The sequence below is a fragment of the Enterococcus sp. AZ129 genome (assembly GCF_051714505.1).
Taxonomy (GTDB): domain Bacteria; phylum Bacillota; class Bacilli; order Lactobacillales; family Enterococcaceae; genus Enterococcus; species Enterococcus faecalis.
Window position 1 is genome coordinate 1 of the sequence record NZ_JBIORY010000003.1, and the last position, 16,821, is coordinate 16,821.

Consider the following 16,821-nt stretch of genomic DNA (forward strand, 5'->3'; position numbering starts at 1 on the left):
GTTCTAATGTATATGCAGGATAATAGCGCTTTTCGCTCATCTCTTTATCTTTTGCCACAATTTCTTCCCACATCTCTTTTACTTCTCGAGAAACTAAACAATCAATTCGTGCTTTTTCCTCCACATGTGGAGCTGTTAGGTTCACATGTGGACCTGAATTATTTTTGGACATTTTGTACCCTTCTTTCCCTCACTGAACATTGATATTTATACTCATCCCAAGTAGTAAACAAATAGATAAATAACAAAAAGAAAATAACTAATTTAATCAACAACGGCAAAAATTGCATTAACATACCACATAAAATCATTGCGACCACCAATCGTTTATTCATCTTGTATTCACGTCCTTTTTTCAGTAAAATATAGTTAGCTTTTTTATTTTGATCCCTTTGTTTTCGGTACTTGTTGCGAACAAGTACCTTTTTCTTATTCATTACTTTTATCCCCTCCAGATATAGTTTTTACAAACTTCATCCAACTTTGTAGCTCTCCTTCAGAAATCAGCTTATCAGCCTCAAAAGAAGTATCCCAACGTACAAATATCTGATGCGCATTCAACCATTCAGCCAATTCGCCATACGTTTTTACTTCAGATAAAGGGATGTCTGACATTTATATCATTCCTTCCTATTACTCCATATACCTAAATGTTGTTGCTGCGCTAATGCTTGTTTTTCTTCTAACTGTTCTAAGTATTTTGCTTCTTTATTTTTTACGTAAGCAACTTTTGCTAAACCTTCACTTACTAAGGTTTCCTGCAATAACTGACCATCCACAAACACATACGCCAATAATCGACCATAGCGATCTGTTTTATTTGCTTCATCAAATTCTAGTTGGATTTCTTTCGCATTACTCAACAATGTTTTTGTTCTGTTACTCGCCTCTTTACCAAATGGTTGAACAGGTGTATTTGGTTTAACTGTTTCAGGGGTATCTATTAATAAATATCTAACTTTTTGTTCCTTGCCATTTACAAGAAACACGCTTGTATCACCGTCTACATGTCTAACAAAATCTACAGCTACTCTTTCTGAAGAAGTTTGTTTTTGCTCGATTTGTTGTATCGATTGGTGTAGTTCTTGCGTTAATCCACCGATTATTTCTTGTGTGCTACAGCCCGTCAATAAAAGAAAGCTAAGAAAAGAAACAAAAAAGAAGCTTATTTTATTTAGTCGTTTCCTCATTTTTTATCCTTTCTATAAATTCTTGCTCTATGCTTGCTTTATTTAAACATAGAGCAAGACTATTTATATTTTCATAAAACATTACTTAACAAAGCTCTCAGAACGGTAAGTCATCATCTGAAATATTTATTGGATTTCCATCAAATGGGTCATCATTTGGCATTGGATTAACTGCTGAAGAATGGTTGCCTATATTGTCTACAGTATCATTCATAGGTGGATTCTGATTCGTTGACGTTCTTTGTTTTTGTTCTCTTTCTTCTGCTTGAGAACGTGATTCTAACAACTGAAAACTTTCCACGATTACTTCAGTTACATAAACACGCTGACCTTGTTGGTTCTCATAAAATCGAGTTTGAATTCTTCCTACTATTCCAACCAACGTGCCTTTTCTAACATAGTTCGCAAATGTCTCTGCCGGCTTACGCCAAATCACACAGTTGATAAAGTCTGCTTCACGATCACCATTTTGGTTTTTATAATTACGATTTACAGCTAAAGTAAACGTTGCAACAGCTATTCCACTAGCTGTATAGCGTAAATCAGGCTCTTTCGTTGCTCTACCAATCAATGTCACATTATTTATCATTTATTGTTCCTTCTTTCTTTTTATTTACTTTACTGCATGAATAAATTTCTGATATAGTCGCAAACATTGCTTTTTAATCAACAAATACACAATAATAACGACTGCTATTGTAAGTAATCCTTTTATCAATACAGATAAAAGAGGCACGAAAAAAATAAGTATTGGTACAAAATATATCCAAAAATAACAAAATGCCGTCAAAAGAAGCGCACATAAGCTAATAAACGCCAGAAAATAACAAACTCTTTCTAATCCATGCGTTTGACTAAGCCCTTTCATCACATGTAGAATCGGCCAACCAACAATACGAATAACCAACGACAATAGAAAATCAATCCCTGCACTAATCAAATCATATAGATTCTCAAAAAATAAACGGATTATTTCCATAGAAATTCCTCCCCTCACTGACTCCTTTTATCATTGGAAAGGAGCAGCTACGCTGCCCACTGTTCCAATCGTTCAATTGCTTTTTTATCATGTTCAAAGTCGGTTGTAGTGTACCATTTAGGTAATTCCTTCTCAGAGAATAAACTATAGAGAAATGTTAATATTTCCATACTTTCTTTAGCTTTACTGACAGATCCGCATTGATTCACGTAAAATCGAACTTCTTGTCTTAACCTATCAACATAAGCATAATGAAAGGTTTTATTTTCTTTTACCATGTTTTTGAGTTTGTTTTTTTCTTCTTTTGTAAGCATTTTTTCGTTCTCTCCTCTGTTTTCTTTATGATTGTATTATAGCATATCAACTATAGTCTTACAACTATAAATTGATTTTTCTATAGTACTTATGCTATAGTTAAAAAGGAGGGATATTATGAATACGCTGTATGAAAAAGAAATTCAAGAATGGATATATAAAAACTTAGTAGATAAACATAAAGGTGCAGAAATTACCGGACAATCCGTTAAAGGGTTTGAACAATCTGTTCGCTTAAAATACATTACGCCTTTTTATGAAAATGAAGGAGCTGGACCTGCAAAAATACGTTTATATAAAAGATCTGATTTAGAAGAGTATGCTAAAACAAAGAAAAAATAAAGAACCTTTATATGATAAAGGTTCCTCACTAGTATTTATCCTATAGATATGCTAAAATATACATGAAAAGAGAGCTGTGCGCTAACACAACTCTCTAGTGTAGAACCGTTAAAAAGACGGTAGCTATCGAAAAAATAGTTTTTTAACCATCTTAACGACCTGCTAAAGTGTTAGAAGATGGTTATTTTTTTGTGTTCGTATGATCTATAATCAGCAAAACTAACGTTGCAAATGCAATCATTAGCGATAATGCTTCAAATACAGACATGCTTACTCCCTTCTAGGGATAAAGCTATGAACCATAGGCATCACCCCTTTATTCAAGAGATTAGCCACCATCTTTTCACTTTTCTACTAAGCTAGTATACCATATCTTTTTTTACAGAAAAACACTCGCTTCTACAGTGTTTAACGACCACTCAATGGTTTCTAGGTTGAGTGGTCGTTAAATTTACACGCGAGCCATTTCTTTTGCTTTCGCATATTTTCTTTGGTCTTGTTTATCTACTGCTTGATACCCGTAATTTTTAATTAAGAAGGCCATTTCATGCGCTGACTCTGCCTCATAAAATCCAACGGTCTGTTCAAACCGTTTGCGGGTTGCCACAACCGTCTGTTTCCCTTCTTTTTGCTGCATCGTTACTTCTAAGTGTTCTCCGTCTTTTCGCTCATAACTTTCTTCCAGTAATTTTTGTTCAACACTCCGTGCTGTTCGAACTTTTAAAATATCATTCCAATCCTTATAAATGACATCCATCGGCTTGTAACGTTCCTCTTTATATTGTGTATGATACGTGGTTATTTTCGATTCTAGGCGACGTAACGCTTCGTCTGTTATTTCTAGTTGTGGCTTTCTTAAAAAGGCTTGAAGGTCGATATAGCCTGTGTTTGGATTACGAGACTCATTCAACGCTTTTGCTACCTGTATAGAAGCTGCGCGCACGTCTATCTCATGATCATTTCTTTTTTCTGGATCTTTTGCCGCATAATACCCACGATAGTTCCATCCATTGCCCACTGTCGTTTTATTAGACATATTCGTCAACGCTTTATGAACTCCTGCAATCAACTCCCAATCCACCGCACCATTTACGGCAGCTGAAGCCGCTTGGTAATGTTGAATGTTTTCTTTTAATATCCAATGGTCTAAAGGAATAAGAGAATGAAAATGTTCATAGTGACTCATTCGATCCCAAAACTCATGACCTGTTGGATCATTATCCAGACCAAAATAAACACCTGCCGTCGGTCGCGTTCCTTTGGTTTCTTTCATGTATTTCATCGCAGATACAACCGTTTCAATATTCATGCCGTGCCGACCGTCTAAACAGAACAACATACAATCTTTTAATCGGTCTTTATTTAACGACCAATACGACAAAGCATCGATAGGCGCTTCAAAAAATAAAATCCTATCTGGGTTTTTACCAATCGTCACATTAAAGCCAAAGTGTTTTTGCGAATTTTTAGCAATTTTCTTTACTACGCCTCGTGGCTCATTCTTATCTGGTGCAATGCCTTGAACAGTGGCACCTACGCGTCTTCCTGCATCATTCCAAACAAAAATGGCTTGGCCTAACACGTCTTGTTGAATCATTCCTTTTTTTATTAGTCCCCGGACAATCTCTTCATCCAATCCCCGCTTGTTGATTAAATAGTTCTCTACTTGTTCTGTTGATGGTGCGTGTTTGAAATAATAACGAAACGGTTCTTTTTTCTCTTCTTTGATAGTGGCTTTTGGAAATTCTGTTTGTGTTAATAGCGCCACACACTCTTTAAACGAACCTAACTGTAAATAATGTTGCGCAAAAGAAATCGTATCTCCGCCCAGCGTCTTACCGTCTGAATTGACCACTGAATTTTGCCACCACTGATTGGTGAACTTATTAATACGTAAGCTATCATGTGCAGCATCCGTTGCCCACTTGTTCCCTAAGTCAATAATTTCTACTCCTTGGGCTCGGGCAAAGTCGACAATCGACACTTGTTTCGCTTTTTCCTTCAATTCCGTAAATGTTGGCATCGGTCTTCCTCCTTTAATTTTCATACACAAAAAGCACAGCGTATATGCCTTACGCTGTGCTTTTTATCGACTATTTTCTTGTTCACGGAGTAATTGTTGATAGATTCGTTGGTTCCGGGCATGTTCAACCTGTCTATCTAATCCCCGCTTGATTTTATTTAGTTGCTTCTGACTCACTAACGGTTTTTGCTTAGTGGTTTTCTCCCACTCCTCTTGATTCGTTTCATACTGACGAGGGGCACGCTTCTTTCGTTCCTGGTCTTGTTCCTTCATATCTCGCAATAAGGAATTTCCTAACCGCGTATACAACTCATGATATTTATTTTTCCGATAATCCAGAATTCGTTTGTACTCTATATCCCCTGTTCCGTATGCTCGTTCCCGAACATCCATTTCTTCTTGTAACTGTTGGTCTAATTGCGAAACTAAATAAGGTTGATACTCCGACAAGTACCGCTCAATGTATTGATCAATGAACGGACGCGCTTCTCGTAATACGTGATTGTTGTACTTCCATAAACGTCGATCGTTTGGCAAGCGATCATAAATTTGTGTATACAATTGACGATACGGTTCTTCTCGTAACGCTGCTTTCCACGAATAACCAGGACCTGTAATTTCTTTCCGTATTAAAGTAGAAATTTTTGCTAACGATTGATCACGGTCTAAGAGATTACTCACCATACGACTTCGCACATGGTCCAAGGTCTTTTTGTGCCAGCTCCCCTTTCTAGCCTGATACGTTTCTCCTGTTTTTCGATTCGTATAAATCCCATAGGGGCGTGTTGGTGCTGGTTCTACAATCGCAAAATGGATATGAATGTTATCAGTATTGTAATGAATAGAAGCCGCCCAATTCGCCGAGTCTGCCAACTGTTCTTCCACTAACGTTTCTTTCATCATATGTCGAAACGCATTTTTTATATCGTCTGCTTGTAACTGCTTTGTCCGAGGATTCCAAAAACCATAGTGGGCTAACCAGTCATTGTCAAACGACACCACCCCTTGCCACATAACCGAGTCTTTCTCTTGTGCCTGTTGAAAGACTTCTTTAATCGATCGCCGTTCTTTGGTAGTTAATTGATCTTTATTCGCAGTGAACAGACCATCGCTTTTTTCAGGGTTGCCCATGTATTCTAAGTACCCATCTTTGTCTTTGGTTGCGGCATTGAATTTCTCAAAGTGTTCATTACGAACAGCCTCGTCTCGGTCCAAATAATCCACATACGTTTTAAAGGTTTCTGCTTTTCCTGTGACATATTGAAACGCAAAGACCACACCAGGTCGTTTCTTCTCGGTCATTCATTCCCCTCCTGTGGTCCCTTGTATCGTTCACGGTTTAACTTCTTCGTTCGATACGCAGCAATCTCATCACTCACTCGTTGGATTGCCTGCTTCATTGGCTTAGCTACCAAGTCACTCATACCACCTAGAGAAGAAATTCCCTCTTTGATTAACCGACCATTCTCGATCTCCATCAGCACACGCGTATTTTTATCGATGTATCCTGTCCGAATACGTATCGGGTCCAGCTCTTTTTTTACGTCTGCAAGAATTGCCTCACGCAGCTCTTGCATCGTTGCAACCTCTTCGCGCAGTTCAGTCAGTTCCATGCATAAGTCCTGCAAGATATCTGCTTTTGTTTTCTCTTTATCTTCTTCCAATAGCTTTGAATAAAACTCAATAGCAAACGCATGTGTCTCAGGTATAAATTTCGCTTCAAAGCGGACACGTTCTTCCATTTACACACCCTCCCCAAATTCTTTGAGGAAGCGATCAATGACCGCATCCTGTTGTTGAATGATACGCAACGCTTCAGACAAAACCCGCTCGTGGTTTTTGACCAGCGCCTCCCACTCCAAACGTTCGCCGGTGAACTCGGCGCCTGCCACGTGAGAGGCAAGCACAGTCTTTGCGTAAGCTTCTCGGCTGACGCCTTTTTTTGTCGCTAGGTCGTCCAGACCCGCCACCGTTTTTTTTGAGAGCTTCCTTAATAAAATATCTGCCATAAGTGTCTTCCTTTCGTTCAAAATATCAAGCGAAGCACGATAGAGGAAGCGGAGCTTCCTGCTATCGCGTTACAGAGAGTCTGTGGGCTTGGCCACAAGTGCACAGACTCTTTGTAAGAGCATAAGGGGAACCTGATATCAAAATTGATATAAACCGCAGTGCGGTTTGGTTTTAGCGTGATATCAATTTTTTCGTGAAAATCGGCTGAAATGCCCTTCTAGCCGACTGGCTCTAGCCGTCTAAATAGCAATTCTAGCCGACCAGTCGGCTAAAACCTTACATTAGCCGGCTGATTTCCCTTAATTTTCTTTATTTTTCTTTCAATTTTTCAGCTAATTTTTGGTACTGAACCATCATTTTTTCCTGTTCCTCCACTCGTTTTTGCTCTTCCTCTATGCTCTGAGTCAACGAACGAATCTTGGATTGGTTCTGAGAAATTTTCCCTTCGTCCGTCGTTCGTTGCTCACTTGTTTTGAGGGAGAGGTGCTCTTTCATTTCTTGATTGGCTACTTCTAAAATTTTAATATCTTGCCTTGCTTTTTGGATCGTCGCTTCCGATTTTTTAACTTCTTTCTGTGCTTCTTTTTCTAGAAAAACATACAAGGTTTTCAAGTAAGCCTCTTCTGTTTTTGGCTGGAATTTCTTCTGATGGTTCGCCCTTTTTATAGAGACTGGAAAGAACTCAGAGCCACTAATCAAACTCTTCTGTTCACTCTTTGTATACATCACCGCAAGGACAAAATCTCTATCTTTTTTTACGGATTTTACAAACAGTTGATAGTAATCGTCTGTGATTTTTTCCACCTTGACGTCTAGCTTACTCAACATGTTTTTAGTCTTTTGGACGACGGGTTGAATAGGGTCTAGCGGGTCAATTTTGTTGACCTTAAAGTACACACCTAGCTGTAGAAGCTCTTGGTCTTCGTAGTAGTTGGCTTCCACTAACTGAACCACATTTTGCCCTTGTTCAATGTCCTCTCCAATCTTTACTCCTTTGTCTTTTTCATTGCCTGAATAGAAAAATAAACTACCAAACAAAACAAAAAAAATCGTTAAAAGGACTCCACCCATTCGCCGATATTTTTTTACACGTCCATCCTTTAATGACAGTTCTGGAATCATGGTTTCTCCTCCTCTCACACATTATTTTTTACGCACCAGACTCGTTACAATTGGGTATTCTTTTCCCCAATGACGCGTGTATTTTACAGCTACACGCCCCTGCTCTGCGTTCTGTTCATAGATGGTAAGTTGACCGTTTCCGTCAACGCTGGCTACCACACCGGTATGGCCATAAACTTGTGGGGCATACCCACCTTGACCAAAATTAATAACGTCTCCGGCACGCACGTCATTGTAGCTAGGATTCAAGATAACTTCCCACCCATAGGCAGCCCAATCATAGTCTGTTCCTATCTGTGAGGCATACCATTTATTGGATCCCATCAATTGCGGACCACCTAATTGTGTGACATAGTAAGCCGTGAGCCCGTAACACTCTCCATTGTTCAAAGTTTGACCTAAAACACCATCAAGCGTATTAATCGCACCTGTACTTCCTTCTTGTTGTTGCGACGTCACATAGCGTTTTACCTTGTCACAATAAAAGAAGTTCCCGCCATTCAAATAGAGGTACCCACCATTGTACGCAACAGCGATTGGATCATTGTAGGTGTATCTTGCTCCAGTGGTATTTCCTAAAGACGGCGCCACCACCGTTAACGAATATTTATCCGCCAATTCTGTCGAGTGCTTCTTGCCATTTTGAGAAACAAACACATTGTAATTACTCCCGAAGTTGTACGATTGAACAGCCGTCCAACGGTCATTGCCTAACGCTCGCGCTTGGTTCAAGCACTGCTTGTAATACCGAACCCCTTGTCGTATCGACGACTCAGAATCTGCCAACGCAAACTGAGGCAAGCCTGCCGACTCACTACTCTGCATAGGGTCAGGTTCTTTCCCTCCAGACTCCACCATCATGATGGCCAATAAGACGGGGACTTCTTCAGAAATGTTTTCCTCTTTGGCATATTTTTCAACGATGGCTTTTTTTGCCAACACTTCTGGACTAAGGTTTTGATTCCCCAAAACCCCTGAAACATTTCCTCCTTGTCCGCTACTTGCACTGTCTGCTTGCGCTAAAAACAAAGCACCTGTCGCAAGAAGTATCACCGTGAAAAAAATAGCGATCGTGAGAAAAAAACTACCAGGAAGAAGCCAACATAATAACTTATGCTTTAGGAGTTTTTTCACTAGGCATTACCTCTTTTCTTCAAAAGAAACCTCTTCGATTTTCCAGTCATTCCCACTTTGGCCAAACAATAATTTTCCAGTCATTAATACGCCTCGATTCTGTTTATCTACACTCATAAAGGAGTAAATCAATTGCTCTTTTGCCCCATAATGAACCACTTCTTCCTTCTCTATGTTTTGAATAAACTGATAAAGAGGAATCTGTCCAGAAGCCAATTGTTTCTGAACAGATTCGCTTGTGATGGCTTTAATTGCTGGGTCTTTTTTCACGTCTGGGTTCATTAATGAAACGATAAATTGCGTGCCTAGCGCTTCTAATTTACTAATCGTATCCAAAGACGACGCATTCCAATTGGCTTGGTCTACAGCACGTTTAGAAGGCTCTTTTTCTACTGAGGAGGACGACGTTTCCATTGACTCAGACGAACGGTTAATCGTTGAAGCATCTTCTTTCATGGTGGAAGAAAGAACATATTCTTCAACGTCGCCTTTTCCTTCATTACGGAAGAAAAGCGAAACCATGCCTATAAGTAAAAACACGACAAAAAAGCACGCAATAAACACCCGAAATTCTTTTGGCTGTTTCATTACGCACCACCTCCAAAGAGAAGTATTTCTTCTTGCGTACGTTCAGTCGTCATTAATAAATTTTCTGCGCCATCAATACAGAGAAGTCCTTGTCCAACCTTTAAATTCGGCAACAACTCATATTGAAGTTCGGAAATACTATCTCCAAACAATTCTCGAATAATCTTTAAAGAAACTTGACTATGTTTCAATAAGAAACGATACTGACACAACCCATACAATTGCGAAATATCATTCGCAGCTTCTGCCATGTCTTTGTCTGACACCTGATCCATATTTGGAAACATTCGCTCCAAGCGTTGGGTCGCTAACCAAATGCCTCCAAACAACTTCCGTGCTTCAGACATCATGGTCATAAAGAACCGTGTAACATAGGACTTCGTTGTATTGATCCAATTGTGGCACTCGTCTACCGCTATCACAAAATGCCGAGCCAAATCAAGGGCTTCTTCTGAATTCATTGTTTTTATCCGTTCGTTATACAAATCAAATTCTTTCAACCCTTGACGCATACACGCTTCATGCGTTTGGTCAATGGCATTGTACATTTGTAAATCTTGAATTTCTCCTGAAAGCTGTCCCAAAGTATTCGTGTTATAACAAACAACCTGCACATTGCTTAAATCTTTAAACGTCGTATGACCATTAAACATGTTGCCATACTGCTTTCTTAATTTGGTTAACGAAAGAAGAATACTTGAATAATAGCTTTGATACTCTGGATCACTTTCTTCTTCCTTTCGTTTTTCAAAATAAGCGATCACGTCACTTAAAATAGGATATTCTTCCACTGGAAGCGACGTGACAGGTTGTGTTTGTCGTTCTCCAATCAACCCAATGTCTTCATAAAAATCATGGAGAGTATTCGTATAAAGGGTTACTACGTCCTCTTTCGCTTCTTTGTTAAACATACGATACTTAATTCCTGCTTTTGAAATATGTTGCTGAAAAGACGCTTTTTCGTCCACCGTGCCGTCCTCACGGACGACCGTTGGAAATACTTGATACATATTAATCATGCCGTCTGTGCCATCTAAATTAACGACTGCGCCCTGAAACAAGCGAACCAACGCATTGGCTTCCTTCGTTGTGCCAAAAATACGAATCAAATCACCACGCATTGCGCGATCAAATAACATCGCTTTTAATAGCGTTGATTTTCCCGCGCCCATATCTCCAGATAAAAACACATTGTAGTAAGTGCGTTTGTCTGTTTTCGCAAAAAAATCAATGTACACCGTTCCACCAGAAAACGTCGTACCATAATAGCGCCCTCGTCGGTCATTTAACGCTGTTTGGTTATGAGAAAAACCTAACCCCATGACTTCACCAGGCAAAGGCAAACTTTCCCTGGAATTAGATAGTTTTTCTTGTTCATGAATTGGTAAAAACATCGAACGGTATTCATCGTCGTTTTCATCCATGAATACCGTTCCTGTATACCCATCACTACCCAAAGTCTGCATAATCGTATTGACGCGCTTTTCTAGCCCTTCTAATGTGGCATCATACACAAAAATTCGTAAATGAACTTGTTTGATTTGTTCTCCTGTTTGACTCAATGCCAAAGACCATTCCCGTGAAATTTGCTCTTCTGCCGCTAAATCATCCGCTGTAGTTTGATTAGGGGCACGTCGTCTTTGAGAGGCAATTTCACTGACAGAATCAGAAATTGCTTTTTTATAGTCTTTGTCTTCAGGCGTATAATAATCTACAATTAACAACGTATGTGGCATTACTAAATTTTTAATCCAGGTATCTGTAAACAACGTGGGGCGATCCACCACATGAATACACGTATTGTAACTATCCCCAAAACGTAAGAAAAACTCATGAGCAGTAGATACGCCACCTTTTGGTTGCGTATCATAAATCAACTGAAGATCTCTTCGTGTTTGTTGGGTATGTTCTGTTCGATCTTTTATCTGTTTATTCTTCTTCCACAAGTCGAATCCCTCCCGTATTATTCATTAGTTGTAAGACCAACACTTTATCTTGTTCAGAAATTACCTGATAGTCATATACTTTGTACTTCTTAATTTTGCTTAAATTATTTTCTAACTCTTTGATGGTATCTCCGAAAAACCACGTAAATGAGGTGAATCGCATCACATTTTTTTCTAACCACTTTAATTTTTCTAATTCCGTGTGTAAGAGTCGTAAATGAACGGGATCTGTCGTTGAATCAATCATTTTTTTATAATATTGTTGTTGCGTTTGATTTCGTTCAGGGAAATTCATATACACTTCTTTGACGGAACGTTTGTATTCCCGCATAAATTCCCACGCATTCTCTTCAATGTAATCTAGTTCATCATAAGTTAGATAATCCAAATCATACTTTTTAGGCACTGTAATTTCTGCATACAATTCCCGGTAACTATTTCTTAACTTGATGTACCCTTCTGGTGTCATGCCTGCAACGGGATACAATTTCGTTAATTCCAAAATCCGCTTTTGATTTTTCTTTGCTTCTCGGGTTTGTTTTTTCTTTCGTTCTGCAATCGCATCAATTCCCATGGTTTTCCTCCTCTTCTTTTGGTGGGTGAATAGGGTGATAGACCCCGCGTGTTTTATAAAACGCGCGGAGAATCACCTGAAAATTCTTTTTGTTGTGTACTTCAGACGGACTAATCAAAAAATAAACCGTTATTGGAAACAAAATCAGCACAATCACTTTGAATATTCCTACAAAAAAGGTAGACAGTAAAAAGCCAAAAGGAATAGCTAAAACCGCAAGAAGAGCGTCTTTTAAGCTTAATTTTTGATTGTATTTTTCTTTTTCAATCAATCGTTTTGGCACAGGAATTTGTCTTCTCATGGTTTATCTCTCCATTTCTCTCCTGTATTTTTTCCTAATTCATAACTTCGTACGCCACCACGTACCAGTTTGGTTTGTGCAAGATTTTGGCGTGTAGAAATGTATTTATCTACCATAGCGTCTTTGAATGTATCGTCAGAGCTTGGTGTAGATAAATCTCTTTCCAATCTTGCTCTTGCCTCTTTAGCAGCCATTGGTAAGGTCGCTGGATTAGCCTTCGGTTCTGGTTGTTCAGCTAAATTGCCTGCTTGATACGCAGCTAAATGTCCTGGAGAAACCGAAACTTGTTTTTTCACTCCATTTTTGGAGAAATCATTTGCCGGTGTTGCTTTTCCAGCTCCTTCTCCTAGTTTCGGAGGTGTCCCTGTAGAATCTGGTTTGGCTCCAGTTAAATCATTTAGTAAATTAGCCGCTTCTTTAGGATCCGTAATCATTGGTGGTGTAGATTGTTCACCATTGCCTCCTGAAGGTGTCCCCTCTTCCCCAAAGCCATTCGCAGAAAGATTGGTCTTTGGTTCTGGCGAATGATTAGGTTCTGTGTTTTCTTTGTTTCCTGCTGTTGGTGGGTTGTCTTTTGTGCCATTTGTTTGAGTAGTCTTTTCAGGTTTAGCTTTTGGCCCTGTGGAAGCACCGTCTTCTGGAAGAGGACCTCCTTTAAAGCCTTTCAATAAACCGCCTAAACCTGCACCAGTATTCGTTGCGCCTCGTATAGCTTTTCCTCCAACAGATTTTGCCGTCTGCATAGATTTAGATACGCCACTTGCCATGGCTTTTCCTGCGCTAGTTGCGGCCATACTGCTCTGTGTAAAGCCAACTAAGCTTCTTCCTACAGAACTTAAGCCTGCATCAATGCCAAATAACTGTTCTACAATATTTGGACCATCAATAGCGGCCATTGCACCAGCAAGAATCGCAATGATATCCCATGGTTTTTCTAACGACAGTTCTTTTACCGTAGTCATATACAAAACAAAAATGTTCAATAAAACAGAAAGCAAGTACAAAACAATAAACGAATCTCTGATTTTAAACAATAAGGTCTTGTTTCGTTGGCCATTCTCTAAATCCGTCAGTGTCACACCATAACCCAACACCCGCATAACACCAATTTCATAACAAATTTTTCCTGTTTTAAAAATGGTAAACACTAAAACAAGCCCGTAAGCAAGCAGTTCTAATAAGATATACCAAGGGTGCCAAGAATAACGGTAATAATACTCGTCCCACTTTGTGATGCCTTTCATTTTGGCAAGTTTGGCTTCACCATTTACTTCTAGTACTTTCTTCGTTAAAGTTTCTTTTCCCTCTTTCGATAGTGGCGATTCTTTAAACAAATGTAAATCGGTATCTACTTTTTCAGATATATCCAATAGGTTTAAATTTTGTACTTTTTGAATATCATTTACACCTACATCATTGGTTGGATATTGCCACCCTTGTTTGTCAATGGTATACAAATCCGTAATATTGTCTTTAAAGATCTGTAACGTGGCTTCGGAAGGCTGTTGTAGTCCTTCTCGACCAGCTGAAACCAATTCTCCCGCTTTGCCCATAAAAAAAGGCAATCCTACAAACATTAGAATTGCCATCAATATATTATTCACGATTTTTTGTTTGTCTTTTTTCGGGTCACCGATTAAGCGAAAGGCGATCCACAACATCGCCAACGTCATTAACGAAATGACTACCGGACGATACGGATCAATAAAATTTCTAACTGCTTGACTGTCCCAAAAATTCATCAATTGATACATTTGGGACACACCTTCACCTAAAGCATCCACAAACCCTTTTATACCAAGCAATAGATTGAATGAGATATCTCGAAAAGCGCTGACCCAAAATTTTTCGATATTCAATAACGGGTCAAACTCTAACAATCGAGCAATGATTTCTTCATTGGACATCGATTCCTATTCCTCCTTCCTAGCGTTCTACCATACTGTAAAATAGTTCTTGAACCTCAGGAATATCGAAATAAATCAACCAATTTTCTACTTCTTCCACTGTATCTAAAGAAAGAAAACGATCGTATTGGTCTTCTTCCACGGAACGTTGAACAATGGCGCGCATCAAGGTTAATTGATCCTCACTGAACACGTTGGTTAATAAGGTAAACGTGTCATGAATAGGTTCTAACTCTTCAATCATGGTAGAAACTTCTTCTTCTGGCAACGTTTCTTCTGTTGTCCCATGTATATACTCCACTTCTTCCACCTCCCTTGGCTCTTCTATTTCATCATGAGAAATTTTTGGTTGCGGATCTTTTGTATAAACCCCTGTATCTTCTATATCAACTGTATCAATCTTAAAGTCGATAATTAGCTCCTCCATGCAAAGATACGCATGTGGACTTGGTTCTCCATGTAATTCCTCAAAAGTCATTTTGTGATCAAACCGAGGATTTAAATACTCATAGCGGTGCAACATTTTGGTTCCCTCTACTTCACACGCTCGAATCGGTCGTGGCTCAACGCCATTCCCTTTTAAGTCTCTACGCATTTTCGTCCGATAAACAATCCATTCTCCAGGCTTCAATAATCGTAGCTCTTCTTCTTTTAACAATTCACGTCCGTCTTCTGATTCACCATAACTTTTATCCATGCTTAATGGATCCCCATGTCGGCTAGTAGAAATAACCGTTGTTTCCCCTAACATACTACAGAAATACTTCGCATCGTCTTCTCCGTCACCCATAATATAAATCTTATTTCCACACGCATTTAACAAGGCACGGGCACCTTCTTTTCCATAGTTTTTGTCTAATTGTACCATTGATTGGGTGATCAAATAATAAATCATGCCACGCTCTAATCCAACATTCATATGGCGTTCTAAGCCTGGTACAGCTGGAAAATTGGCTACCTCTTCCAAGACACTTTTTACTCTACGTGGCAATTTAGATTCTCTAGATAAGGTCGCACATTTCGCCAATACAAAATTCATTTGTGTCAAGAAAGTGGAAATTAACGCATAATTGGAGTCGTCGTAGTCTGGATAAACAATAAACAACGCCACTGGTTTTTCCCCATACGCCAATTGCTCAAAATCAAAATCACTTTTTGCCGTTAAACGAGCAATGCTATTAAATGTAAAATTCTTTAATTTTCCCATTGTTCCTACATAAATACCAGAACGAGTAACTCCTTGAGAAAATTTAATCAAAGAATATTGAAGCTTCGCGGGATTCGTTGGCTCTAAATCGCTGAAAAATGCGTCCAAAGACGTCATACCATTTTCGTCTGGATCTTGGCCCAATTCACTTAACATAACCGAAACGGTATACATAGTAACTTTCTCAGGTTCGTTGTTCTCTTTACAAATGAAACATACTGCTAAAATCAATGCATTCACTAACGCAATAGACGACTCTTCCCAAATTGGATCCGTATTAGATTTATCATTATGATAAATAGAATAAGATAACGAATTACATAACAACTCAGCAGTATCATAATCGCCTTCCCAATACGCTTTTTTGATTAATTCTAGTGGATTATAACCCATTGAATACTTTGGCTTCACTAAATTTAAACACCAAACATCATAGCCAAAACGCTCAAACTCTGCTTTGGTATTTTTAATCATATTCCCCTTTAAGTCAGTGATAATCGCTGAATCTTTTATTTTTGCGCGCATAATCAGGTCTAGCGTAGGATAAGTATACATTTCTGTTTTTCCTGATTGTGTTCCTGCGTCTACCCATGCGTTGGTTTTATTTCTGTCTATAAATACATACCCATTTGAACAAAAAGGCAGTGAAAATCCTTTAAGTTTCCAGAAAAGATACTTCACAGGGGACAAATTAAAATGAAGGACGGGAATCCCACTTTCTCCTTCATATTCTTCCTCATTCAACGCCACGATTGGATATTGTTCAAGCATTTCTTTAAAGGTTGTCCATCGAGCAACCCCTTTTGTGCCTTTGTTTAAATCCCGATAAGCAATCCGCATTTGGTATAGTTTTTTTGGTACAAGCAATAACCAAATAACCAAAACTGCTAGTGGGAAAAAGCGCATGTACGCACCGAATAAAGGAGCCGGTTGTAACGGAGACGTTTGTAAGAGATAGGTCCCTAATTGTTGCCCAATAGACGGCCCGTTTTCCATCAGTTCTGGCGATATTCCTTGATTTTTTACCGTAACTAACGCAAATAAGCCTACATAAAGAAGCTTTGTGAGAACATTTAATCCTATAAGCAATGCAAAATAAGAGACTACACCAACAAAAGCAATCACCAAAGGATGGGAAAGAAACACTTTCCATTGTTTATATTTCTTATGCATGAATCTCCCT

The 16,821-nt window shown here is 38.9% G+C and carries 20 protein-coding genes; 1 reads left to right on the forward strand and 19 read right to left on the reverse strand.

From position 1 onward, the window contains the following. Positions 1-158: 158 nt before the first annotated feature. The 6 genes from IGJ90_RS14640 to IGJ90_RS14665 all read right to left on the reverse strand — a co-directional run bounded on the left by IGJ90_RS14640 (position 159) and on the right by IGJ90_RS14665 (position 2,483). On the reverse strand, positions 159-437 hold the full coding sequence (locus IGJ90_RS14640; RefSeq protein WP_438768452.1) for a hypothetical protein: 279 nt from the start codon (positions 435-437) through the stop codon (positions 159-161). Further along, the gene (locus IGJ90_RS14645) at positions 430-615 is read right to left on the reverse strand and encodes a hypothetical protein (protein WP_438768454.1); all 186 of its coding nucleotides are present in this window, start codon (positions 613-615) and stop codon (positions 430-432) included. The genes IGJ90_RS14640 and IGJ90_RS14645 overlap by 8 nt, the downstream gene beginning before the upstream one ends. A gap of 5 nt (positions 616-620) precedes the next feature. Beyond that, positions 621-1,190 carry a thermonuclease family protein gene (locus tag IGJ90_RS14650; RefSeq protein ID WP_014862510.1) on the reverse strand — a complete coding sequence of 190 codons (570 nt, stop codon included), beginning with the start codon at positions 1,188-1,190 and terminating at the stop codon, positions 621-623. 97 nt (positions 1,191-1,287) lie between these two features. Further along, positions 1,288-1,779, reverse strand: coding sequence for a single-stranded DNA-binding protein (gene ssb, locus IGJ90_RS14655; RefSeq protein WP_438768456.1), 492 nt, complete (start codon positions 1,777-1,779; stop codon positions 1,288-1,290). Between the two features lie 24 nt (positions 1,780-1,803). Then, positions 1,804-2,169: a hypothetical protein gene (locus IGJ90_RS14660; RefSeq protein ID WP_438768458.1), complete on the reverse strand. Its 366-nt coding sequence runs from the start codon at positions 2,167-2,169 to the stop codon at positions 1,804-1,806. A gap of 47 nt (positions 2,170-2,216) precedes the next feature. After that, positions 2,217-2,483: a hypothetical protein gene (locus IGJ90_RS14665; RefSeq protein WP_438768460.1), complete on the reverse strand. Its 267-nt coding sequence runs from the start codon at positions 2,481-2,483 to the stop codon at positions 2,217-2,219. 118 nt (positions 2,484-2,601) lie between these two features. Between IGJ90_RS14665 and IGJ90_RS14670 the strand changes: the two genes are divergently transcribed. Continuing rightward, positions 2,602-2,826, forward strand: a complete 225-nt coding sequence (locus IGJ90_RS14670) for a hypothetical protein (RefSeq protein WP_014862507.1) — start codon at positions 2,602-2,604, stop codon at positions 2,824-2,826. Between the two features lie 181 nt (positions 2,827-3,007). On the opposite strand, the gene IGJ90_RS14675 is transcribed toward IGJ90_RS14670, so the two are convergent. From IGJ90_RS14675 to IGJ90_RS14735, 13 genes are all read right to left on the reverse strand, one after another. Further along, positions 3,008-3,094 carry a putative holin-like toxin gene (locus IGJ90_RS14675; protein ID WP_219376566.1) on the reverse strand — a complete coding sequence of 29 codons (87 nt, stop codon included), beginning with the start codon at positions 3,092-3,094 and terminating at the stop codon, positions 3,008-3,010. A gap of 183 nt (positions 3,095-3,277) precedes the next feature. After that, positions 3,278-4,849: a DUF3991 domain-containing protein gene (locus IGJ90_RS14680; protein WP_438768462.1), complete on the reverse strand. Its 1,572-nt coding sequence runs from the start codon at positions 4,847-4,849 to the stop codon at positions 3,278-3,280. Positions 4,850-4,912: 63 nt separating this feature from the next. Further along, positions 4,913-6,151: a MobP2 family relaxase gene (gene mobP2, locus IGJ90_RS14685; protein WP_438768464.1), complete on the reverse strand. Its 1,239-nt coding sequence runs from the start codon at positions 6,149-6,151 to the stop codon at positions 4,913-4,915. Beyond that, a complete protein-coding gene (locus tag IGJ90_RS14690) occupies positions 6,148-6,591 on the reverse strand; it encodes a hypothetical protein (RefSeq protein ID WP_016616629.1) in 444 nt (147 codons plus the stop codon). Before IGJ90_RS14690 ends, mobP2 begins: the two co-directional genes overlap by 4 nt. After that, positions 6,592-6,858: a hypothetical protein gene (locus tag IGJ90_RS14695; RefSeq protein ID WP_014862503.1), complete on the reverse strand. Its 267-nt coding sequence runs from the start codon at positions 6,856-6,858 to the stop codon at positions 6,592-6,594. Between the two features lie 310 nt (positions 6,859-7,168). Next, complete coding sequence (locus IGJ90_RS14700) at positions 7,169-7,981, reverse strand: hypothetical protein (RefSeq protein WP_438768466.1); 813 nt, start codon at positions 7,979-7,981, stop codon at positions 7,169-7,171. 21 nt (positions 7,982-8,002) lie between these two features. Then, positions 8,003-9,115 carry a lysozyme family protein gene (locus IGJ90_RS14705; protein ID WP_438768468.1) on the reverse strand — a complete coding sequence of 371 codons (1,113 nt, stop codon included), beginning with the start codon at positions 9,113-9,115 and terminating at the stop codon, positions 8,003-8,005. Between the two features lie 6 nt (positions 9,116-9,121). After that, positions 9,122-9,703 (reverse strand): hypothetical protein, encoded by a 582-nt coding sequence (locus IGJ90_RS14710; RefSeq protein ID WP_192411308.1) that lies wholly within the window; start codon positions 9,701-9,703, stop codon positions 9,122-9,124. Then, positions 9,703-11,649 carry a type IV secretion system protein VirB4 gene (locus tag IGJ90_RS14715; protein WP_431449841.1) on the reverse strand — a complete coding sequence of 649 codons (1,947 nt, stop codon included), beginning with the start codon at positions 11,647-11,649 and terminating at the stop codon, positions 9,703-9,705. Before IGJ90_RS14715 ends, IGJ90_RS14710 begins: the two co-directional genes overlap by 1 nt. Then, the gene (locus tag IGJ90_RS14720) at positions 11,633-12,223 is read right to left on the reverse strand and encodes a hypothetical protein (protein WP_014862498.1); all 591 of its coding nucleotides are present in this window, start codon (positions 12,221-12,223) and stop codon (positions 11,633-11,635) included. The genes IGJ90_RS14715 and IGJ90_RS14720 overlap by 17 nt, the downstream gene beginning before the upstream one ends. Then, positions 12,213-12,494 carry a hypothetical protein gene (locus IGJ90_RS14725; RefSeq protein ID WP_263306536.1) on the reverse strand — a complete coding sequence of 94 codons (282 nt, stop codon included), beginning with the start codon at positions 12,492-12,494 and terminating at the stop codon, positions 12,213-12,215. The genes IGJ90_RS14720 and IGJ90_RS14725 overlap by 11 nt, the downstream gene beginning before the upstream one ends. A 26-nt stretch (positions 12,495-12,520) precedes the next feature. Then, positions 12,521-14,431, reverse strand: coding sequence for a pLS20_p028 family conjugation system transmembrane protein (locus IGJ90_RS14730; protein ID WP_438768470.1), 1,911 nt, complete (start codon positions 14,429-14,431; stop codon positions 12,521-12,523). 19 nt (positions 14,432-14,450) lie between these two features. Further along, positions 14,451-16,811 (reverse strand): VirD4-like conjugal transfer protein, CD1115 family, encoded by a 2,361-nt coding sequence (locus tag IGJ90_RS14735; RefSeq protein WP_438768472.1) that lies wholly within the window; start codon positions 16,809-16,811, stop codon positions 14,451-14,453. Between the last annotated feature and the right edge of the window lie 10 nt (positions 16,812-16,821).